At 73.3% G+C, this 21,197-nt stretch carries 19 protein-coding genes; 9 read left to right on the forward strand and 10 right to left on the reverse strand.

Annotated elements, in window-relative coordinates; all coding sequences use genetic code 11:
• Positions 1-308: 308 nt before the first annotated feature.
• The gene (locus tag BIV57_RS03455) at positions 309-1,655 is read right to left on the reverse strand and encodes a hypothetical protein (protein ID WP_071655128.1); all 1,347 of its coding nucleotides are present in this window, start codon (positions 1,653-1,655) and stop codon (positions 309-311) included.
• A 332-nt stretch (positions 1,656-1,987) separates the two neighbouring features.
• On the opposite strand from BIV57_RS03455, the gene BIV57_RS03460 reads away from it, so the two are divergent.
• Positions 1,988-2,548, forward strand: a complete 561-nt coding sequence (locus BIV57_RS03460; protein WP_071655129.1) for a DUF6542 domain-containing protein — start codon at positions 1,988-1,990, stop codon at positions 2,546-2,548.
• Between the two features lie 7 nt (positions 2,549-2,555).
• Here the strand turns inward: BIV57_RS03460 and ppgK are convergent, their stop codons facing one another.
• The gene (gene ppgK / locus BIV57_RS03465; RefSeq protein ID WP_079169970.1) at positions 2,556-3,356 is read right to left on the reverse strand and encodes a polyphosphate--glucose phosphotransferase; all 801 of its coding nucleotides are present in this window, start codon (positions 3,354-3,356) and stop codon (positions 2,556-2,558) included.
• A gap of 197 nt (positions 3,357-3,553) precedes the next feature.
• Here ppgK and BIV57_RS03470 point away from each other — a divergent pair, with 197 nt between their 5' ends.
• Positions 3,554-5,290, forward strand: a complete 1,737-nt coding sequence (locus BIV57_RS03470) for a hypothetical protein (protein WP_071655130.1) — start codon at positions 3,554-3,556, stop codon at positions 5,288-5,290.
• A 46-nt stretch (positions 5,291-5,336) separates the two neighbouring features.
• Here BIV57_RS03470 and BIV57_RS03475 read toward each other — a convergent pair whose 3' ends face one another.
• Together BIV57_RS03475 and BIV57_RS03480 are read right to left on the reverse strand one after the other, a co-directional pair.
• Positions 5,337-6,302 carry a 4-hydroxy-3-methylbut-2-enyl diphosphate reductase gene (locus BIV57_RS03475; RefSeq protein ID WP_071655131.1) on the reverse strand — a complete coding sequence of 322 codons (966 nt, stop codon included), beginning with the start codon at positions 6,300-6,302 and terminating at the stop codon, positions 5,337-5,339.
• A 53-nt stretch (positions 6,303-6,355) separates the two neighbouring features.
• Positions 6,356-6,814, reverse strand: a complete 459-nt coding sequence (locus tag BIV57_RS03480; RefSeq protein ID WP_071655132.1) for an OsmC family protein — start codon at positions 6,812-6,814, stop codon at positions 6,356-6,358.
• Positions 6,815-6,898: 84 nt separating this feature from the next.
• Between BIV57_RS03480 and BIV57_RS03485 the strand changes: the two genes are divergently transcribed.
• The 3 genes from BIV57_RS03485 to BIV57_RS03495 are packed head-to-tail and all read left to right on the forward strand — an operon-like array spanning position 6,899 to position 9,753.
• The gene (locus BIV57_RS03485; protein WP_071655133.1) at positions 6,899-8,296 is read left to right on the forward strand and encodes an APC family permease; all 1,398 of its coding nucleotides are present in this window, start codon (positions 6,899-6,901) and stop codon (positions 8,294-8,296) included.
• Positions 8,297-8,305: 9 nt separating this feature from the next.
• The gene (xseA, locus tag BIV57_RS03490) at positions 8,306-9,517 is read left to right on the forward strand and encodes an exodeoxyribonuclease VII large subunit (RefSeq protein ID WP_071655134.1); all 1,212 of its coding nucleotides are present in this window, start codon (positions 8,306-8,308) and stop codon (positions 9,515-9,517) included.
• Positions 9,514-9,753, forward strand: a complete 240-nt coding sequence (locus tag BIV57_RS03495) for an exodeoxyribonuclease VII small subunit (RefSeq protein WP_071655135.1) — start codon at positions 9,514-9,516, stop codon at positions 9,751-9,753. Before xseA ends, BIV57_RS03495 begins: the two co-directional genes overlap by 4 nt.
• 94 nt (positions 9,754-9,847) lie before the next feature.
• Here BIV57_RS03495 and BIV57_RS03500 read toward each other — a convergent pair whose 3' ends face one another.
• Entirely contained in the window at positions 9,848-11,530 is a 1,683-nt protein-coding gene (locus BIV57_RS03500) for a fumarate hydratase (protein WP_071655136.1), read from the reverse strand.
• Between the two features lie 155 nt (positions 11,531-11,685).
• On the opposite strand from BIV57_RS03500, the gene BIV57_RS03505 reads away from it, so the two are divergent.
• Both BIV57_RS03505 and BIV57_RS03510 read left to right on the forward strand, forming a co-directional pair.
• Positions 11,686-12,450 (forward strand): DUF1707 SHOCT-like domain-containing protein, encoded by a 765-nt coding sequence (locus tag BIV57_RS03505; protein WP_336445216.1) that lies wholly within the window; start codon positions 11,686-11,688, stop codon positions 12,448-12,450.
• 121 nt (positions 12,451-12,571) lie between these two features.
• A complete protein-coding gene (locus BIV57_RS03510) occupies positions 12,572-12,949 on the forward strand; it encodes a WhiB family transcriptional regulator (protein WP_419185683.1) in 378 nt (125 codons plus the stop codon).
• Positions 12,950-12,979: 30 nt separating this feature from the next.
• Here the strand turns inward: BIV57_RS03510 and glpX are convergent, their stop codons facing one another.
• Positions 12,980-14,044: a class II fructose-bisphosphatase gene (gene glpX / locus BIV57_RS03515; protein ID WP_071655138.1), complete on the reverse strand. Its 1,065-nt coding sequence runs from the start codon at positions 14,042-14,044 to the stop codon at positions 12,980-12,982.
• Positions 14,045-14,147: 103 nt separating this feature from the next.
• Between glpX and BIV57_RS03520 the strand changes: the two genes are divergently transcribed.
• Positions 14,148-14,744 (forward strand): DUF4245 domain-containing protein, encoded by a 597-nt coding sequence (locus tag BIV57_RS03520; RefSeq protein WP_175548645.1) that lies wholly within the window; start codon positions 14,148-14,150, stop codon positions 14,742-14,744.
• 62 nt (positions 14,745-14,806) lie between these two features.
• On the opposite strand, the gene BIV57_RS03525 is transcribed toward BIV57_RS03520, so the two are convergent.
• A complete protein-coding gene (locus BIV57_RS03525) occupies positions 14,807-15,949 on the reverse strand; it encodes a GDSL-type esterase/lipase family protein (RefSeq protein WP_175548646.1) in 1,143 nt (380 codons plus the stop codon).
• Between the two features lie 151 nt (positions 15,950-16,100).
• Between BIV57_RS03525 and BIV57_RS03530 the strand changes: the two genes are divergently transcribed.
• Positions 16,101-17,489, forward strand: a complete 1,389-nt coding sequence (locus BIV57_RS03530) for a class II fumarate hydratase (RefSeq protein WP_071655140.1) — start codon at positions 16,101-16,103, stop codon at positions 17,487-17,489.
• A gap of 34 nt (positions 17,490-17,523) precedes the next feature.
• Here BIV57_RS03530 and BIV57_RS03535 read toward each other — a convergent pair whose 3' ends face one another.
• From BIV57_RS03535 to BIV57_RS03545, 3 genes are all read right to left on the reverse strand, one after another.
• Positions 17,524-18,429: a hypothetical protein gene (locus BIV57_RS03535; protein WP_139275418.1), complete on the reverse strand. Its 906-nt coding sequence runs from the start codon at positions 18,427-18,429 to the stop codon at positions 17,524-17,526.
• Between the two features lie 134 nt (positions 18,430-18,563).
• Positions 18,564-20,048 carry an AI-2E family transporter gene (locus tag BIV57_RS03540; RefSeq protein WP_245797407.1) on the reverse strand — a complete coding sequence of 495 codons (1,485 nt, stop codon included), beginning with the start codon at positions 20,046-20,048 and terminating at the stop codon, positions 18,564-18,566.
• A 132-nt stretch (positions 20,049-20,180) separates the two neighbouring features.
• On the reverse strand, positions 20,181-20,873 hold the full coding sequence (locus BIV57_RS03545; protein WP_071655142.1) for an aggregation-promoting factor C-terminal-like domain-containing protein: 693 nt from the start codon (positions 20,871-20,873) through the stop codon (positions 20,181-20,183).
• Positions 20,874-21,197 lie beyond the last annotated feature (324 nt).

The following is a 21,197-nucleotide window of genomic DNA, read 5'->3' on the forward strand; positions in this document are numbered from 1 at the left end:
CCGGCAAGAGCCACCACTCGGCCGGCGACGCCAGGGCAACCCGGACCGGACGGGGCGTCAGAAGCGACCCGGGCAGCGGCCGGAGGACCGACCGGCCGACCGCGCCCGCAATCCGTCAGCGGCGGTTCCCGCCCCCTTGCCGCCGCCGGCAAGAGCCACCACTCGGCCGGCGACGCCAGGGCAACCCGGACCGGACGGGGCGTCAGAAACGGCCCGGGCCGTGGACTGAGGGCCCGGTGTGCTGTGCCCCTTCGGGAGCCTTGCGCCCGTCCGGCCGGGGCCGGGGCGCCGCCGGGGCGCCGCCGGGGCTACAGGTCGCCGAAGCCGCCTCCGAAGCCTCCGAAGTCGCCGCCGTCGAAGTCTCCGCCGGTGAAGTCGCCGCCTTCGGCTCCGGTGTCGGCTCCGCCCCACATCGCGGGGCCCGCCATCATGTGGCCGAGCATGGTGCCCATCAGGAAGCCGGGGAGCATGCCGCCGAAGTAGCCGCCCGCCCACGGGGTGTACGCCGGGCCGGCGTTCCAGTAGGGCTGGGGGCCGTTCTCGGTCTGGACGGTGCGCATCTCCGGGTCCGCGCCGGAGGCGACCCGCGCCGCGTCCGCCGCGCACGCCGGCACCTCGCGGACGGCGCCGCCCGCCGGCGCCCACGCGACGTCCCGGACGGACGGCCCGTGCCGCGGGTCGAAGAAGCACGGCATCCGCCGCTCCGGCAGCGCCCGCCCCTCGCGCCGGGCGTCCAGCGCGGCGAGCGCGAACCGCCCATCCTGCAGCGACTCGGTGACCGGCTTGACGTCCCCCGGCCGGCGCGCCGCCGCCATCTTCCGCTTGGCGTCCTCGTACGCGTCCAGCGCCGTGCCGTAGTCCTCGCGCATCGCGTCCGTCGCGCCGTCCTCGGCGGGGTGGAAGTCCAGGCGGTCCAGCTCCTCGCCGAAGGCGGTGATGTCCTCGTCCACCACCGTCCGCAGCTGCTCCAGCTGCTCCCGCTCCTGGCGCTCCGCCCGCCGCCGCGCCGAGCGCCGCAGCGCGACCGCGCCGCCGCCCGCCGCCACCAGCACCGCGCCGGTGCCGATCAGCGCGCCGGTGCCGAGGCCGTCCCCGCCGCCGCCCGCCCAGGAGCCGGACGCCCGGCCGCGGGCCTGCTCGACGGCCTTGCCGACGAACGACTCCAGCTGCGCGCCGGCGTCGCCCGGGTGGGTGTCCTGGGCGAGCTGCCCGAGGTTGCGGACGGACATCGGGGACATCACCCGGGCGTCGGCCGCCGCGTCGAACCGGTCCCCGCGGACCACCGCGTAGACGCCGGAGACGCCGACCGCGGAGCGCAGGCTGCGCAGCAGCGAGTCGGCCGGGTACTCGTCGGCGGCCGGGACGACGGCGACGAAGACCGGCTTCCCCTTGTCCTCGATCTTCGCGGCGAGCGCCTTCGCGTCGGCCGCGGAGAGCGCCGCGCGGGCCCGCGGGTCGACGTAGACGGGGCCCTTCTTCAGGGCGGCCGCGGCCGCCTCGATCCCCGTCCCCGCCTCGGTCGAGGTGGACGCGGCGGCGGACGCCGAGGTCGCGGCGGACGCCGGACCGGCCGCGGCGAGGCCGGCCACGGCCGGCGCCAGCACCGTGAGCAGCAGGGCCGCGGCAAGGGTTCGTGCTCTGCGTGAGGTGTTCATGGCCTTCCCGGAGGTCCGAGGTCGCAGTGTTCGCACTGCATCAATGCGCTATACCAACATTTTACCTTTCACAGAATCCAACGGACCAAGGTCCATCCATGTTCCCGGTAGGCGAAAGACGCGGCTCTTGACCATCCCTTGGCCTACACCACCGCCACCCCCGCCCCCGTTCCCCCATCCTTGTCATTTATTGCTTTTGTCCCACACACCCGCGTGTCCCCGACTCCTGACGCCGCCTCACCTCCTACCTTGATCAGGTGGAGCGAAGCACCCGTACCAGAGCCGACAACCGGCCCTCCGTCCCCTCGGGCCGCAGGCCCCCGGAGCGAAACATGCGCGCCACCGGCCGCCCCGAGCGCGAACGCGGCGACCGCGAGGACCGCCGGAACCCCGACGCCGCCCAGGGCCGCGGCACCGCCCTGCCCGGGCGCCTGCTGCGGCAGCTCAAGCGCCGCGGCACCCTCACCCCGCTGGGCGTCGGCGTCGTGATGGGCGCGCCCGTGCTGGGCGCCGCCGTCCTGGAGGGCGCGATGCGCGGCGGCCCGGGATCGCTCTTCGAGCTGGTCTTCCTCGGCGCCTGCGCCGTCGGCGCGCTCCATGTGCGCCGCACCGACCTGCTGGCCGCCCCGATCAGCGCGCCGCTCGCCTTCGCGGCCGCGCTGATCTGCTCCGCGGGGATCCTCGGTCAGACGGGCCAGGCCCGGGGCAACAACGCCGTCGCCGTGCTGGCCATGCTCTCCGCCGGGGCGCCGTGGCTCTTCCTCGGCACCGCGCTGGCCGGCGCCGTCGTGCTGGCCCGGTTCGCGCTCCGCCCGCGCCGCGCCGGCTCCGCCAAGGCCGGCCCCCGGAAGGGTCCGAAGACCCGGACCGGAAAGACCGGCGCCCGCCGCTGAGCGGCCGTCAGGCCGACTTCGACGGGCCCGTCCCCTCCTCCAGGTGCTCCCGCCACATCGGGCCGTTCGGCCCCGGCGCCGCAAGTGCCGCGCCCACGATCCCGGCGTTGTTCCGCATCGCCGCCGGCACCACCCGTGCCCGCACCTTGGTCATCAGCGGCAGGAACTTCTCCGACTTCTTGCTCACCCCGCCGCCGACCACGAACAGCTCCGGCGACAGCAGCTTCTCCATCTCCAGCAGGTACTCCTCGACCCGGCCGGCCCACTCGTGCCAGCTCAGATCGTGCTCCTCCTTGGCCGCGGAGGACGCCCGCTTCTCGGCGTCCTTGCCGCGCAGCTCGATGTGCCCGAACTCGGTGTTCGGGACGAGCTGGCCGTTGGTGAAGAGCGCGCTGCCGATGCCCGTCCCGAAGGTGAGCAGCAGCACCACGCCGCCCGCCCCCCGGGCGGCGCCGTGCGCCACCTCGGCCATCCCGGCGGCGTCCGCGTCGTTGACCACCTCGCAGGGCAGGCCCGTCGTCTTCGCGAAGAGGCCGCGGGCGTCCGTGCCGATCCAGTGCTTGTCGACGTTGGCCGCCGACATGGTGTGCCCGTCGAGCACCACGGCCGGGAACGTGATGCCCACCGGGCCCGTCCACGCGAACTCCTCGCAGAGCTGCCGGACGACGTCCGCGACGTCGTGCGGCCGGGACGGTTGGGGGGTCGGGATGCGGACCCGCTCGCGGGTGAGCTCACCGGTCGTCAGGTCGACCGGGGCGCCCTTGATGCCGGAGCCGCCGATATCGATACCGAGCGCGTGTTCTGCCACGCCCTGGAATCTACCCAAGGGCCGCCCGGTCCGCCCATTCCCGGCCGCCAAGCGGCGGCCGTCCCGGCGGCCCTCGCCTGTCGAACGGCCGTCCACAGCCCTGTGAACTCCGTCTGGGTTCCGTCGCACCGCCAACCCCGGCACCGCCCCAGCACCTCACTCAGGGGCAGCACGGCAAGACGCGAGGAGGGATGCCGATGTCCGGCTCCATGACCACCGGATCGGCGAAGGACGCGGCCGCGGCGGACGAGGCGTCCCCCGACGCGCCGTCACTCGCCCACCGCTGCCTCAGCGTGCTGGCCGTCGTCAGCCTCTTCACCATGCTCGGGCTCTTCTGGTCCGAGGCGCTGGACAGCGTCCCCTGGGACGCCGCCGTCTGCATGGCCGGCTACGGGACGCTGGTGCTGCTCGGCGTCCTCGCCGCCGTCGCCCGCACCCGCCGCGGCCTGGGCCGCCTCGACCTCGCGGTGCTGGGTGTCGCGGTGGTGCTGGCGCTCGCCGGGTTCGTGGTGCAGCACTCCTTCACCGACGAGGGGGCGCTCACCACCCAGGCCGCCCACGAGCTGCTCGCCGGGCACCGGGTCTACGGCGTCGACTGGCCGCAGATCTTCGGCGGGCCGCGGGTCGGCGCCACCAAGACCATGGGCGGCCAGGTCGTCTACGGCTACGACTACCCGCCGCTGTCGGTGCTGCTCGCCGCGGCCGCGACGGCGGCCGGGGTGCCCGCCGCGATGGCCGCCACGGTCACCGCCACCGCGGTATTCCTGCTCGGCGTGATCGCCGCCTGGCTGCTGCTGCCGGCGCCGGTGCGGCCGGCCGCGGTGCTGGTCGGCATCGGCCTCGACCACGTCCTCAACTACGCCCGGGACGGCTATCCGGCGGTGATCGCCGTCGCCCTGCTGGTGCCCGTGGTGGCGAGCTGGCACCGCACCGGGGCGAGCGGCAGACTCGGCCGGCGCGGTGTCACCGCGGCGCTGCTGCTCGGCGCGGCCTGCGCCACCCAGCAGATGGCCTGGTTCCTGACGCCGTTCCTGGTCGTCGGCATCCTGCTGATGCGCCTCGGGGAGATGCCCGCCCGGCAGGCCGTCACGGTGGCGGCCCGCTACCTGGGCCTGGCGTTCGCCGCGTTCGCCGCGATCAACGCCTTCTTCGCGGTGCGCGATCCGGCGGCCTGGTGGGAGGCGATCCTGCTGCCGCTCACCGACCACTCGGTGCCGCACGGGCAGGGCCTCATCGACATCTCGTACTACTTCGTCGGCGGCAGCGGCGCGGTGGACTTCTTCAGCTACGCCACCCTGCTGCTCTACGCCGGGCTGCTGGCGCTCTACGCGGTCTGCTTCCGCCGGCTGGGCCCGGCCGCCGCGATCCTGCCGTGGTGCGCGTTCTACCTCTCCACGCGCTCCCAGGACAGCTACTACACGATGATGACGCCGCTGTGGGTGGTCGCCCTGGGCACCACCTCGCCGGCGTCCTTCGCCGGGGCGGCGCAGCTGCGGTGGCCGCGGCGGGCGCGGTTCGCGCTGCCCGCGGTGCTGCTGGCCGCGGCGGCGTCCTGCCTGGGCGTCGCGCTGGCCACCCCGGCGCCGTTCGCGATGGCGGTGACGGCCCGGCACTTCGCCGCGCGCGGCGCGGAGTTGGACGGGGTGACGATGCGCCTCACCAACCGCAGCGGCGAGACGCTGAGCCCCAAGTTCGCGCTGTCGCTCTCCGACGGGCTCTCCAACTACTGGCGCCAGGACGCGGGCCCGGCGCGGCTGGCGCCGGGGCAGACGGCGACGTACGTGCTGCGCTCGCGGTACGGGGGCTACGCCCCTTCGCCGCGCATGGTGCTCTACGCAGTCACCAACCACCCGATGACGATCTCCAGCACGCCGGCGGGCTGGGGTGCGGCGACGCCGGCGCAGGCCGGGAAAGCAGCGTCGGCGCCCGGCTGAGCACAGCCGGCCCGCGGCGGAACAGCGCCCGCAACCGCCCCGAGGCTCAGGAGCGCAGATCGCGCCGGAGCTCCTTGGGGAGGGAGAACTGGATGTGCTCCTCCGTCGAGGTGTGGACGGACACATCCGCGTAACCGCGCTCGGCGAGCCACTCCACGACGCCCTGGACGAGGATCTCCGGCACCGACGCGCCGCTGGTCAGGCCCACCGTGGAGACGCCCTCCAGCCAGGCCTCGTCGATCTCGTCGGCGAAGTCGACGAGCCGCGCGTCCCGCGAGCCGTTCTCCTTCGCCACCTCCACCAGCCGCTTGGAGTTGGAGGAGTTGCGCGAGCCGACGACGATGACCAGCTCCGCCTCCTTCGCGATCTCCTTGACGGCCTGCTGGCGGTTCTGGGTGGCGTAGCAGATGTCGTCCGACGGCGGGTCGATCATGTGCGGGAAGCGCTCCTTGAGCGCGGCCGCCGTCTCCTTGGTCTCGTCCACCGACAGCGTCGTCTGGGAGAGCCAGACGACCTTCTCGGGGTCGCGCACCTTGACGTTGGCGACGTCCTCCGGCCCGTCCACCAGGTGGATCCGCTCCGGCGCCTCGCCCATCGTGCCGACGACCTCCTCGTGGCCCTCGTGGCCGATGAGCAGGATGTCGTAGTCCTCGTCGGCGAAGCGCACCGCCTCGCGGTGCACCTTGGTCACCAGCGGGCAGGTGGCGTCGATCGAGCGCAGCCGCCGGTCGGCGGCCTCCTCGTGGACGACGGGGGCGACGCCGTGCGCGGAGAAGACCACGATGGAGTCCTCGGGGACCTCCTCCGTCTCGTCGACGAAGATCGCGCCCTTCTTCTCCAGCGTCTGGACCACGTACTTGTTGTGGACGATCTCCTTGCGCACGTAGATCGGCGCCCCGTACTGCTCCAGGGCCTTCTCGACGGCGATGACGGCGCGATCGACGCCCGCGCAGTACCCACGCGGGGCGGCGAGCAGGACGCGGCGGGCGGTGGTAGTCGACATGCCTCCCATGGTAGGCACACCGCCCGCGGCTCCCGGATCACCCCAGCGGGGGGCCGGCCGGATCACCCCAGCGGAGGGCCCGCCGCGAAGCCGGTCTCGCCGGACGGGAGGACCGCCTCGACCCGGACGCCGTGCTCCACGGTGCGGCTGACGGTGCAGTACCTCTCATGGGTGAGCCGCACCGCGCGGGCGAACACCTCCTCGGCCTTCCCCCCGTTGGCGTCCGCCGGGAGGTCCACCGAGTAGGTGACGCGCACCGTGCCGACCCGCGAGGGGTCCTCCGGGTGCTCCTGCGACTCCACGGTGATCGACAGCCCGTCGTGCTCGACCGCGCGGGCGGTGCGGTCCACCACCAGGCCGCCGCAGCCGCCGAACGCCGCCAGCAGCAGCTCGACCGGGGTGAAGGAGGGCTGCGCGCCGTCGTCGTCCGCCGCGGCGATGCGGACCTCGGCGCCCCGGTCGTTGCGCGCGGTCCAGCGCCGGTAACCGTCACGAGTGGTTTCCACGCGGTAATCGGCCATCTCGGAATGCCTCCGTCGGCTCTGGGGATGATGCTGCCTAATGATCACCGTCCCATACCCCCCGCGCGCCCCGAGGCGGCCCCCATGAGCACCGCACCCCCGCAGACCCCGGCATCGGAGTCCGAGCCCGGCTTCCGACGCACCCTCACCTTCCGCGACCTGATGGTCTACGGCATCGTCTTCATCGGCCCGATGGCCCCCGTCGGGATCTTCGGCGTGCTGGACGCCAAGAGCGGCGGCGCCGTCGTCCTGGTCTACCTGATCGCCACCGTGGCGATGGGCCTCACCGCGTTCTCCTACACCCAGATGGTGCGGGTGGTGCCGCGCGCCGGCTCGGTCTTCTCCTACGCCCGCGCCGGGCTGGGCGAGGGGCCGGGCTTCATGGCCGGCTGGATGGTGATGCTCGACTACGTGCTGATCCCGGCCGTCGCCTACACCTTCACCGGCATCGCGCTGAACTCGCTGGTCCCCTCGGTGTCGCGGTGGGTGTGGGCGGCGCTGGCGCTGGTCGTCACCACGCTGCTGAACATGCTCGGGGTGCGGATCGCCGCCCGGGTGTCGTTCCTGGTGGTGGCCTTCGAGGTGGTGGTGCTGGCGATCTTCGTGGTGGCCGCGGTGGTCTGGCTGGCGCAGCACGGCGCAGCACGCCCCTGGGACAGCCCGCTCCACGGCACCTCGGGGTTCGCGCTGGGCGCGGTGATGGGCGCCGTCTCGGTGGCCGTGCTGTCCTATCTGGGTTTCGACGCCATCGCCTCGTTCGCCGAGGAGCACGAGGGGCCCTCCGCCCGGGTGGGCCGCGCGCTGCTGGTGTGCCTGCTGGTGACGGCGGCGCTCTTCGTCGTCCAGACCTGGCTGGGCTCGATGCTCACCACCGAGACGCCGGCGCAGCTGGCCGCGCACCCGGCCGACCAGGGCTCGATCTTCTACACCTCGGTGGACCACACCATCGGCCACTGGATGCAGGTGCTGATGACGCTCGCCAAGGCGCTCGGCGCGTCCTTCTCGGCGCTCACCGCGCAGGCCGCGGCCGGGCGGCTGCTCTTCGCCATGGCCCGCCGCCGCCGGCTGCCGCGGATGCTCGGCCATCTGGACGCGCAGGCCGGGGTGCCGCGCCGCACGCTGCTGCTCTCCGCGGTGATCACCTGCGCCGCGGCGATTTGGGCGGCCACCCGGGACGACGGCCTCGACCAGCTCAGCTCGGTGGTGAACGTCGGCGCGCTCTGCGGGTTCACGCTGCTGCACGCCTCGGTGGTCGGCTGGTACGCCGTCAGGAAGCGGGGCGGGGACGCGGCCGTGCGGCCGCTGCAGCACGTGGTGGTGCCGGTGATCGGCGCCGCCGTCACCGTGTGGATCATCGTGGAGGCGAACCGCGCCGCGCAGTGGGTCGGCCTCGCCTGGCTGGTCCTCGGCCTGATCGTGCTCGGCGTCCAGACCGCGCGGGCGGGGTCGCGCCGGGACGGGAACGTCGGCGCGGACCAGTAGCCTGCACGCATGGCCAACAGCACGTCCCCCGAGGAGCCGATGCCGGTCGCCGAGGTGACCCGGCGGATCGGCGCCTGGATCGACCGGCTCGGCGAGGTGTGGGTGGAGGGCCAGCTGGTGCAGATCAGCCGGCGGCCCGGCGCGGGCGTGGTCTTCATGCAGCTCCGCGACGCCTCGGCGAACGTCTCGATGACGGTGACGTGCTTCCGCGCCGTCTTCGACGCGGTCGCCGACACCGTCACGGAGGGCACCCGGGTGGTGGTCGCCGCCCGCCCCAACTGGTACCAGGGCACCGGCCAACTCTCGCTGCGGGCCAGGGAGATCCGCCCGGTCGGCGTCGGTGACCTGCTGGCCCGGCTGGAGCGGCTGCGCCGCCGGCTCGCCGGCGAGGGCCTCTTCGACGCCGACCGCAAGCGCCGCCCGCCGTTCCTGCCGCAGCTGATCGGCCTCGTCTGCGGGCGCGCCTCGGCGGCCGAGCGGGATGTGCTGGAGAACGCCCGCAAGCGGTGGCCGGCGGTGCGGTTCGAGGTGCGGGAGGTCGCCGTCCAGGGGGTGCACGCGGTCGCCGAGGTGATCGGCGCGCTCCAGGAGCTGGACGCGCACCCGGAGGTGGACGTCATCGTCGTCGCCCGCGGCGGCGGCAGCGTCGAGGATCTGCTGCCGTTCTCCGACGAGCAGTTGATGCGGGCGGTGGCGGCCGCGTCCACGCCGGTCGTCTCGGCGATCGGGCACGAGCCGGACGCCCCGCTGCTCGACCTGGTCGCGGACGTGCGGGCGTCGACGCCGACGGACGCGGCGAAGCGGATCGTCCCGGACGTCGGCGAGGAGCTGGCCGGGGTCGCCCAGGCCCGCGAGCGGGCCCGGCGGGCGGTCGCCGCCCGGATCGAGCGGGAGCAGGCCGGCCTCGACGGGGTGCGGACGCGGCCGGTGCTGGCGGCGCCGCTGCGGATGGTGGAGGAGCGGGAGGCGGAGGTGCGCGGGTTCGTCGAGCGGGCGCGGCGGGTCTTCGACCACCGCCTGGAGCGGGCCGCGTCCGAGCTGGAGCATGTGCGGGCCCGGGTGCTGGCGCTGTCGCCCGCGGCGACGCTCAAGCGCGGGTACGCGGTGCTGCAGGCGGAGGACGGCGGGGTGGTCCGCGCCGCGGACGAGGTGGCGGTGGGCGACGCGCTGCGCGCGCGGGTCGCCGAGGGCGAGTTCAAGGTGAAGGTGGAGGGCAAGTGAGCGACGCAGGCACGCAGGGCACGCAGGGCACGCAGGACACGCTGGGCTACGAGCAGGCGCGGGACGAACTCGTCGAGGTGGTGCGGAAGTTGGAGACGGGCGGCGGCTCCCTGGAGGAGTCGCTGGCGCTGTGGGAGCGCGGCGAGGAGCTGGCGGCGGTGTGCCAGCGGTGGCTCGACGGCGCGCGGGCCCGGCTGAACGCCGTGCTGGAGGCGGAGGAGGGCGAGGTCGAGTAGCACCACGCGGCCGCCCGTGGCCTCTGTTCGCCCCCCTCCGCCCCGGCACCCCACCCGGACGGCTTCGCCGTCCGCGGGGCGCCGGGGCGGTTTCCTACTTGCGGACCGGGATGGAGGTGAACGTCGGCGTGGACGGCGCCGGGTCCGCGAAGAAGTCGTTCCCCTTGTCGTCCACGACGACGAACGCGGGGAAGTCCTCGACCTCGATCTTCCAGACCGCCTCCATGCCCAGCTCCGCGTACTCCAGGACGTCCACCTTCTTGATGCAGTCCTGCGCCAGCCGCGCCGCCGGCCCCCCGATCGACCCCAGGTAGAACCCGCCGTGCTCCGCGCACGCCTTCGTCACCTGCGCCGAGCGGTTGCCCTTCGCCAGCATCACGAACGACCCGCCGGCCGCCTGGAACTGGGCCACGTAGGAGTCCATCCGCCCCGCCGTCGTCGGGCCGAAGGAGCCGGACGCGTAGCCCTCCGGCGTCTTCGCCGGGCCCGCGTAGTACACCGCGTGGTCGCGCAGGTACTGCGGCATCCCCTCGCCCGCGTCCAGCCGCTCCTTGATCTTCGCGTGCGCGATGTCGCGGGCCACCACCAGCGGGCCGGTCAGCGAGAGCCGGGTCTTCACCGGGTGCTTGGAGAGCTCCGCGCGGATCTCGTCCATCGGCCGGTTGAGGTCGATCCGCACCGCGCCCTCGGTGCTGGCGCCCGCGCCCGCGATCAGCTCCTGCTCGGTCGTCTCCGGCAGGTACTTCGCCGGGTCCGTCTCCAGCTGCTCCAGGAAGACGCCCTCCGGCGTGATCTTCCCCAGCGCCTGCCGGTCGGCCGAGCAGGACACCGCGATCGCCACCGGGCAGGACGCGCCGTGCCGCGGCAGCCGCACCACCCGCACGTCGTGGCAGAAGTACTTGCCGCCGAACTGCGCGCCGATGCCGATCTTCTGCGTCAGCTCGAAGACCTGCTGCTCCAGCTCCACGTCCCGGAAGCCGTGCCCGGTCGGCGAGCCCTCCTTCGGCAGCTCGTCCAGGTAGTGCGCGGAGGCGTACTTGGCGGTCTTCATGGCGAACTCGGCGCTGGTGCCGCCGACCACGATCGCCAGGTGGTACGGCGGGCAGGCCGCCGTGCCCAGGGAGCGGATCTTCTCCTCCAGGAAGGAGAGCATCGACTTCTCGTTGAGGACGGCCTTCGTCTCCTGGTACAGGAACGACTTGTTGGCGCTGCCGCCGCCCTTCGCCATGAACAGGAACTTGTAGGCGTCGCCGTCGGTGGCGTAGAGCTCGATCTGCGCCGGCAGGTTGGAGCCGGTGTTCTTCTCGTCCCACATGGTCAGCGGCGCCATCTGGGAGTAGCGCAGGTTCAGCTTGGTGTAGGCGTCGAAGACGCCGCGCGAGACGGCCTCCTCGTCGCCGCCCGCCGTCAGCACGTTCTGCCCGCGCTTGCCCATCACGATCGCCGTGCCGGTGTCCTGGCACATCGGGAGCACCCCGGCCGCCGCGATGTTGGCGTTCTTCAGCAGGTCCAGCGCGACGAACCGGTCGTTGGCCGAGGCCTCCGGGTCGTCGAGGATCTTGCGCAGCTGGGCGAGGTGCGCCGGACGCAGCATGTGCGAGATGTCGTGGATCGCGGTCTCGGTGAGGAGCCGCAGTGCCTCCGGCTCGACCTGCAGGAACTTCCGCCCGGCCGCCTCGACGACCGAGACCCCCTCGGTGGTCAGCAGCCGGTAGGGCGTCGGGTCGGCGCCGGTGGGGAGCAGGTCGGTGTAGGCGAATGCGGGCGATGCGGCCATGAGGCTTCCTCGGCTCCTGAGCGCGTGTGGGGGGCTGCGGGGTACTGCGGATCCGCGGCGGGATCCGCCGGTCGCGGGGACCGGCAACCAGGGTAGATCCCCCAAGTCTCCCGGAGACGCTGGGCCCGGGGGAACTTGCGCTATATCGTGAACATGTGGATGAGTCATCGTCGCTCGACAAGCGCCCCTCTCACGACCCCGCGCACCGTCCCGGGCCGGCGCCCGCGGCGGAGATGCGCGCGTCCGACGCCGAACGAGACCGCTACGCCGAGATCCTGCGCGAGGCCATGGCCGAGGGCCGGCTGACCGCCGAGGAGCACGGCCAGCGCATCGACGCCGTCTACGCCGCGAAGACCGTCGGAGAACTCCAGCCCCTGGTGCGCGACCTGCCCGGGGTGCACGGGGTACCCGCGCCGCCGGCGCCGTCCGTCTCCTTCGACAAGGAGCCCCGGACGAGCGACGACGGCCGCCCGCCGGCCCGGCAGTTCTCCCGCCAACTCGTCGCCGTCTTCAGCGGGATCAACCGCAAGGGGCGGTGGAACGTCCCCGAGCGGGTCGACGGCTTCATGATGTTCGGCGGCTTCGACCTCGACCTCACCGAGGCCGTCTTCGAGCACCGCGAGATCACCCTCAACATGGTGGCGGTCTTCGGCGGCGCCGACATCAAGCTCCCCGAGAACGTCACGGTGCGCGGCCACGGCGTCGGCATCTTCGGCGGCTTCGACATCGACGAGCACGAGTCCGACGACCCCAACGCACCGGTGGTCAACATCACCGGGTTCGCGCTGTTCGGGGGCGTTTCGGCGAAGCGCCGGAAGTCGCGGGCGAAGAAGCTCGCCGAGCGCGCGGAGCGGCACGCGGAGAAGGCCGCGCTCAAGTGGGAGAAGCACGCGGAGCGGTGGGGCCGGGGCGGCGTCTGACGGTCCGTCAAACCCCGTTCGGGCGGGGCTTCTTGATCGACGGCGCATGACGGGGCGATCCGGCGGGTAGTGCTTGGAGCAATGTCGCTCACGCCGGAGCCGTCGTCAGGAGTAGGCAGTGCTGCATTCGATCGGGACGCCCACGTTCGACAGTTGCAGGAACCCCGCCGCCGGCCCGCAACCGCCGCAGCAGGAACGACTCTCCCCGGACGACGGCGGCCCGTGGCACGGCTCCGCCGCCTGCCGCAGGGACGAGGCCGCGCTGTTCTTCGCACCGTCCAAGGAGCCGACGGCCGCCCGGCTGTCCCGTGAGGAGGCCGCCAAGCGGGTCTGCGCGCGCTGCCCGGTGCTGATGGAGTGCAGGGAGCACGCGCTCGCCCAGCCCGAGCCGTACGGCGTCTGGGGCGGCCTCACGGCGGCCGAGCGGCGCGTCGTCCTCTCGCGCCGGCGCCGCCGCGAGGCCGAGCGGGCGCTGCCGCGCCAGCGCGTCGCGGGCTAGCGGGCCGGCGGGCCCGGGGCCCGCTCCCCGTCAGACCCCGCGGTCGAAGTCGACCGAGCTGTAGGCGCGCAGCTTGCTCAGCTTGTGCGTCGCCTCGACCTGGCGGATCGTCCCGCTCTTCGAGCGCATCACCAGCGAACTGGTGCGCGCGGTCTGCGCGCTGTAGCGCACCCCGCGCAGCAGCTCGCCGTCGGTGATGCCGGTGGCGACGAAGAACACGTTGTCGCCGCGGACCAGGTCGTCCGTGGTGAGCACGCGGTCCAGGTCGTGGCCGGCCTCCAGCGCCTTCGCCCGCTCGGCGTCGTCCTTGGGCCACAGCCGGCCCTGGATCGACCCGCCCAGGCACTTGATCGCGCAGGCCGCGATGATGCCCTCGGGGGTGCCGCCGATGCCGTAGAGCAGGTCGACGCCCGTCGAGTCGTCGCACGCCTCGATCGCCCCGGCGACATCGCCGTCCGAGATGAACTTGATGCGCGCGCCGGTCGCCCGGATCTCCTTGACCAGGTCGGCGTGGCGCGGCCGGTCCAGCACCACCACGGTGACGTCCTGCGGGGTGCCGCCCTTGGCCTTGGCCACCCGGCGGACGTTGACCGCGGGCGGAGCGGTGATGTCGATGTACTCGGCGGCCAGCGGCCCGGTGGCGATCTTCTCCATGTAGAAGACCGCGGACGGGTCGAACATCGCGCCCCGCTCGGCGACGGCCAGGACGGCGAGCGCCCCGGTCATGCCCTTGGCGGTGAGCGTGGTGCCGTCGATGGGGTCGACGGCGACGTCGCACTCGGCGCCGGTGCCGTCGCCGACCCGCTCGCCGTTGAAGAGCATCGGCGCCTCGTCCTTCTCCCCCTCCCCGATGACGACGACGCCGTTCATCGAGACGGTGTGGACGAGGGTGCGCATGGCCTTGACCGCGGCGCCGTCCGCGCCGTTCTTGTCGCCGCGGCCGACCCAGCGGCCGGCGGCCATGGCGGCCGCCTCGGTGACTCGGACCAGTTCCAGCGCGAGGTTGCGGTCCGGGGCTTCCGGACCCACCTCCAGCTGGGGCGGCACTTCATGGTTGGTGCGGTGGGGGTCTGCGTGGGGCGGGGTGGCGGTCATCGCGACCGTACCTCCCTGTGTCAGGGTCCGATCGAGGGTTTGCACTGGATGGTAACCGGGGCCCGATGACGGGGACACGGGGCGTATGCGCCACCATGGTGGGGTGGCATCAGCAGGCAACAGCTCGGGCCGAGGCCTGAGGAAGCAGTTCCGGGTCCGCGACATGGTGCTGTCCATGGCGGTCATGGGCCTCGTCGTGGCGGTCTGGTTCTTCGCCGTTCCGCGGAGCAGCAACAACGGCGGGCCGCCGGCGGTGACCTACCAGGACGCGGTCTCCTCGGCGCGGCGCGCGGCGCCGTACCCGCTGATGGCGCCCGCGGCGACGCCGGCCGGGTGGAAGGCCACCTCGGTGTCGTACAGCGCCAAGGGCACGGACGCCGGTGACGGGGGCGACGGCGGCGACGGCGGCGACACCGCGTTCGCGCCGACCTGGCACCTGGGCTTCTACCTCTCCGGCAGCCGGGAGTACGCGGCGGTGGAGCAGGGCGGCGGCAACGCGGCCAAGTTCGCCAAGTCGCGGACTCAAGGCGGCAGGGCCGGCGGCAGCGTCGACGTCTCCGGCGTGAGCTGGACGAAGTGGACGGGCGGCAAGCACGGCTACCGCGGGCTCGTCCGCGCGGTGCCGCACGGCACGACCGCGGTGGTCGGCACGGCGTCCTGGTCCGACCTGGAAAAGCTCGCCACCGCCCTCAAGGAGTAAGCGCCGAACGGCCCCGCCCCTCCCCGGGTGGGGTGCCGGGGTTCAGGGCGGCGAACAGCGAGCTACGCCGGCCCGAGGCGTACCGACACGCCGTTGGCCGTGCACACCGCGGTGGCGCGTCCACCGTGCAGGAACGCACCCAGGCACTGCCCCATCACCCCGTGCCCCGCCGCGTTCGGGTGGAACGACCCCGCCACCGCGTTCTTCCCCGCCCCCAGGTCCAGCTGCAACCCCCGCACCCACGGTGCGGGACTGCACGCCTCGTGCCCGTCGAACAGCCCCTTCAGATCCAGGAACCCGGCCCCGGTCTCCCCCGCCACGGCCCGCAACCCGCGGGCCAGCGCCGGCACCGCGGTGTCCCGCGCCCACCTCCCGTCCGACGGGTACGCCAGGCAGCCCAGCCCCTTGCCGCCCGTCCCCGGGCCCAGCGGCGACGGGTAGCTCATCAGGACCAGCCGGTAGTCCGCCTCGCGGTACCCCGCGTCCCGCATCACCTCGCGGATGCTGCCCACCGCCCCGCGCACCCGCGTCATCGCCCCGGAGACGCGGTCGCCCCAGCCCGGCCCGTACGTCTTCGCGCACGGCCGGCCCAGCCGCAGCCGCCGGGTGACGCAGTCGGCCATCACCTCGCCGTAGTCCAGGTCGTTGGCGCCGACCAGCACGGCGACCGCGGTGACGCGGGTGAGCCGGGCCTGCACCGCCAACTGGTCGGCCTGCGCGGGCTGATCGGCGTACTGGGCGTCGCCGCCGGCCCGGACGTCCGCGGAGGCGGCGCCCGAGCAGGCCAGGTTGACGGCGGTGTCGACGCGGGCGCCGGTGCGGTCGATCAGCGAGGCCGGCGAGCGGTGGCACTCGTCGGAGGGGCGGTCGGTGGACGGGGTGTAGTCGCCGATGCCCTCGCCGGACATCTCGCTGTCGCCCATCCCGACGATCGCGGTGCGCCGCCGGTCGAAGGCGGGGACGGCGCCGCCCGACGCGGCGCCGTACATCGCCCGGGCCTCCTTGGCGAGCAGGGCCCGCTGCCCGGCCGGCAGCGGCTTGGCGGCGGGCCGGGCGGGCGGCTTCGGCCTGGCGGACGCCTGGGCGGAGGCGGAGCGCCCCGCCTTGGCCGGCGGGTCGGCCGCGCCGGACCCGCACCCCGCCACCAGCACCAGCACGGCCGCGGCCAGCGCCGCGGCCCATGGCCGTCCCCGTCGTCCCGCCACCCCGGTCTCCCTCCGGTTCCGCCCGCTCAGTACGCGTCCCGCATCTCGTCGCCCCCACCCAGTGTGCCGGTCCGGGGAAGCGCGCCCGGCCGTGGCATGTTGACGTGGGTACGGCAGCACCGAGCGGCAGCCAAACGGAAAGGGTCCCCCCATGTCTGACGAGTACCGGATCGAGCACGACTCCATGGGCGAGGTCCGTGTTCCGAAGGATGCCAAGTGGCGGGCGCAGACCCAGCGGGCCGTGGAGAACTTCCCGGTGTCCGGGGCGCGGCTGGAGCGGTCGCACATCGCGGCGCTGGCCCGGATCAAGGCGGCGGCCGCGGTGGTCAACGCGGAGCTGGGTGTCGTGGAGAAGGACATGGCCGCGGCGATCGCCTCGGCGGCGGAGGAGGTCGCGGAGGGGCGCTGGGACGGCGAGTTCCCGGTGGACGTCTTCCAGACCGGCTCGGGGACGTCGTCGAACATGAACGCCAACGAGGTGATCGCCACGCTGGCGACGGAGCGGCTGGGGCGGGCCGTCCACCCCAACGACCACGTCAACGCGAGCCAGTCGTCCAACGACGTCTTCCCCTCGTCGATCCACATCGCGGCGACGGGCGCGGTGCTGGGCGATCTGATCCCGGCGCTGGAGCATCTGGCGGAGGCGCTGGAGCGGAAGGCGGAGGAGTTCGCCGACGTGGTGAAGTCGGGGCGGACCCATCTGATGGACGCCACGCCGGTGACGCTCGGTCAGGAGTTCGGCGGCTACGCGGCGCAGATCCGCTACGGCGTGGAGCGGGTGCGGGCGGCGCTCCCCCGGCTCGCCGAGCTGCCGCTCGGCGGCACGGCGGTCGGCACCGGCATCAACACCCCGCCCGGGTTCGCGGCGGCGGTGATCGACGAGGTGGTGCGGGCGACGGGGCTGCCGCTGACCGAGGCGCGCAACCACTTCGAGGCGCAGGGCGCGCGGGACGGGCTGGTGGAGACGAGCGGCCAGCTGCGGACGATCGCGGTCGGGCTGGTGAAGATCGCCAACGACATCCGCTGGATGGGCTCCGGCCCGCGGACCGGGCTCGCGGAGATCGCGCTGCCGGACCTCCAGCCGGGGTCGTCGATCATGCCGGGCAAGGTGAACCCGGTGGTCCCCGAGGCGGCGGTGATGGTCGCCGCGCAGGTCGTCGGGAACGACGCGACGGTGGCGTTCGCGGGCGCGCAGGGCAACTTCGAGCTCAACGTGATGCTCCCGGTGCTGGCCCGCAACACCCTCGAGTCGATCCGGCTGCTCGCCAACATCTCCCGCCTGCTCGCCGACACCACGGTGGACGGCATCACCGCGAACGCGGAGCGCGCCCGCGAGTACGCCGAGTCCTCCCCGTCCGTGGTCACCCCCCTCAACCGCTACATCGGCTACGAGGAGGCGGCCAAGGTCGCCAAGCAGGCCCTCGCCGAGCGCAAGACCATCCGCCAGGTCGTCCTCGAACGCGGCTACATCGCCCGCGGCGACCTCACCGAGGCCCAACTCGACGCGGCCCTCGACGTCCTGGGCATGACGCACCCCTGACCCCGGTCGCCCGGGGCCAGGGGGCGGGGGTGGATCAGGAGGACGAGGGCGTCTTGTTCGACATCTTCTGGTAGACCGTCGCCAGGTTCATCGCCGCGTCGGAACCACTGAGGTTGGCCCAGCTCTGCAGCGTGTCGCTGTCGTCCTTCGAGGAGGCGTTGCGGCCGTCGGCGAAGATGGCCTGACCGATCACCAGGCACTCGCTGTCGCTCTTGAAGACCGTGTAGAGCGTGGTCTTGCTGTTGACCTTGGAGAAGTCGTAGCCCGCCGGCGGCCGGAAGTAGATGTTCGGCGAGCCGTCCTTCTGCAGGTCGATGGCGTCCTCGAGCGCCTTGCGGTGCTCGGGGTCCTTGAACTGGAAGACGGTCACCGACATGTAGGCGTCCTTCTTCTCGCTGACATACGTGGCCTGGGTGGCCTTCTCGCAGTCCTGCGCGGTGAAGTCCGGCCGGCTCGGCGCCTTCGTCTGCACGTAGTCCAGGCACTTCGCGCTCTGGCGGGTGGACGTACGGATGATCTTCGGCCCGCCGAACTGGTACACGCTCGAGTAGATCTTCGGCGTGATCGGCCCGCGCTTGGCGTAGGTGTTCGTCCCCAGCGACTTCGCCGACGAGCTCGGCGAAGGCGTCGGGGTCGGGGACGGGCTGGCGTCCGGGAGGGTTGCGGTCGGCTTCGGCTTGGGGTGCTTGGCAGCCTCGTGGATCTTGGCGTTGGTGTTGTTGAGCGCCTTGCCCGCGCCGCCCAGCGCGAGCGCCGTGCCGGCCGTGCCGCCGACCACCATCACCGCCGCCAGGCAGATCAGCGCGACCTTGCCGCCGCCGAGGCCCGGACGCGCCGGCCCGCTCGGCGGGGGCGCGCCCCATCCACCGGGTGTCTGCTGCTGCGGGGGCTGGCCATATCCGCCGGCGCCCCCGTATCCCCACTGATCATTTCCACCCATGGGCACCGATCGTACGGGGTGGAGGGGTCCGGGTGGGCGGTATGCGTCGATCGTCTCCGATCGCGGACGCCATCGTGACGGAACCGTTGACTACCACGGGCCGAGCGCGGGCCGAGCGCGGAACGGCCGCAGGCCTACTGCGGCTCGTCCTCCTCCGCCTCGCGCTCCGCCTGCTCCAGCGTCGGCCCCGCCACCCGTTCCGCCTCGGCCCCGGTCGTCGCCCCGCCGCCGGACGCCGCCGCGACCTTCAGCTTGCGGTAGCGCATCAGGTACGAGACCACCGTGTTGAGGACCGCGACCAGCGGCACCGCCACCACCGCCCCGCCGATCCCGGCGAGCAGCGAGCCGGAGGCCACCGCCATCACCACGGCCAGCGGATGGACCTTCACCGCCCGGCCCAGGATGAGCGGTTGGAGCAGGTGCCCCTCGATCTGCTGGACGGCGATCAGCACCGCGAGGACCAGCAGCGCCGTCACCACGCCGTGCGTGACCAGGCCGACCGCCACCGCCAGCGCCCCCGAGACCAGCGCGCCGATCAGCGGGACGAAAGCGCCCAGGAAGACCACCACGGTGAGCGGGATGGCCAGGGGTACCCCCAGCAGGGCGATCCCTATCCCGATGCTCACCGCGTCGATGAACGCGATGACCACCGTGCCGCGGATGTAGTTGGTCAGCGTCGACCACGCGCGCGGCCCCGCGCCGGCCACCGGCCCGCGCGCTATCGGCGGGAACAGCTTCAGCAGCCAGTTCCAGATCCGCTCGCCGTCGTAGATCAGGAAAAAGGTGGAGAACGCGGCCAGCGCGACGCCGGAGAGCACCTCGATGATGACCGTGACGCCGGTGACGCCCGCGCTGGTCAGCTTCTCGGTGTTGGTGCCGAGCGCGTTCGACAGCGACTTGGTGATGTCGGTGATCTGCTTGTCGCTCAGGTGCAGCGGGCCGTGGCTGGCCCAGGTCCGCATCTGGCCGAGGGCGTCCTGCATCTTGCCGGTCAGCTCGTCGATGTTCTCGCTGACCTGCCAGTAGACGAACCAGCCGATCAGCCCGAGCGCGGCGAGGCCGGCGATGAAGGTGAGCGCCGCGGCGAGCGCCCGCGGCATGCCGTGCCGGCGCAGCCAGGCGACGGTCGGCTGCAGCAGCGCCGCCATCAGCAGCGAGGCGGCGAAGGCGAGCACCACCAGCTTGAGCGAGCCGATGACGATGAGCACCACGTAGACCGCGGCGGCGACGACCACCAGCCGCCAGGCCACCTCGGCGGTGACGCGCAGGCCCCACGGCACCGCGGACGCCGCGGAGGGCACCGGCGCCGGCCCGCTCGGCCGCGGCGGGTAGGCCGGGGGCGGCCCCGCGTCGCCGCCGGACCGGCCGGCATCGCCGCCGTACGGCGGCCCGGACGCCGGACCGTCGGCCCGATGAGCGGATTGACGGCTCGTCACATCGACGGCATCGCCCGCCCCGTCGCGGCCGCCCGCACCCCGCGGCCCGTCGTCGGGACCGCGGTCGGGCAGCGGAGGATACCCGGCGGCCTCCTCGTTCGGCTCCCCCGCCTGCTGCTTCTCCAGCGCCGTGGCCACGCGCGCCCGCAGCGCGTCGAGCCAGCCGGTTCCTCGTCCAGACACGCCGCACAGGTTACTAGCCGCGTTGGGGCCGCAGACGGACAAATCCCCCCAACCCGCGTTGCGAGTCAGGGGGATTCCGGAGGCGGTGTCAGGGGCGGCGCGTTCCGCCGCCTCCCTGACGCTCCTTCGGCATCAGTACCAGCTGTGGGCCTGCCAGAAGGACCACGCGCCGCACGGGCTGCCGTAGCGCGAGTTCATGTAGTTGAGGCCCCACTTTATCTGCGTGGCCGGGTTCGTCCGCCAGTCGGCGCCCGCGCTCGCCATCTTGCTGCCGGGCAGCGCCTGGACGAGGCCGTAGGCACCGCTGCCGGCGTTGGTCGCCTGGTAGTTCCAGCCGCTCTCGCGCGTGACGATGTTGCTGAAGCACTGGAACTGCGAGGAGTCGCCGATGATCGACTGCGCCAGGGCCTTGACCGAGCCCGGCGCGGCGGACACCACGGCGGACTGCGCCTGGGCGGCGGCCTTCGCCTTCTTGGCGGCGGCGGCCTTGGCCTTTGCTTCGGCCTCCGCCTTCGCCTTCGCCTCGGCCTTCGCCTTGGCCTCGGCGGCGGCCTTGCGGCGGGCCTCCTCGGCCTTCTTCTTGGCCGCGGTGTCGGCGGCGACCTGCTGCGCGTCCGCCTGCTTGGCGATGTTGGCGCTGATGGTCTGAGCCTGGGCGCCGCCGGTGGGGACGTTCGCCAGGAGAGTGGAATCTGCGGCCTCGGCCGTGTGGACCGCTTGAGTCGAGGAGCCGTTGGCGCCCGTGCTCATACCCACGACGGCACCCACGGCGGTCACCGCGGTGGCAGACGCCACGGCAACACCCCGGACCGAGATCGGACTCACGCTGTTTCCTTCCAGCTGCTCCGGCTCGTGACGTCCGGGCGATCGCGCCCCGGGCACTGGCGGGCTCCTCTCCGGCTACCGGTCACGCGGTACTGCAGCCGGGGGTGAGGTCCGCACTGGCCGGCGGTCGTCCCCAGGGTTTCCCCTAGGGGCGGGCCTCCGGCGGCGCTTGGCTCCCTGACCCGTGTTCAGTTCTGAGGTGCTGTGGTGCTGGTGGTGCTTCGGGTCCGTATGCCGCTTGTGGCACACGAGAGCAAGCGCGGGGCCTGACAGACAACAGACCATAGCCCTCGGACGCGCTCTCAGGGCAATTTCCGGGAAGGT

The organism is Mangrovactinospora gilvigrisea (assembly GCF_001879105.1).
GTDB classification, from domain to species: domain Bacteria; phylum Actinomycetota; class Actinomycetes; order Streptomycetales; family Streptomycetaceae; genus Mangrovactinospora; species Mangrovactinospora gilvigrisea.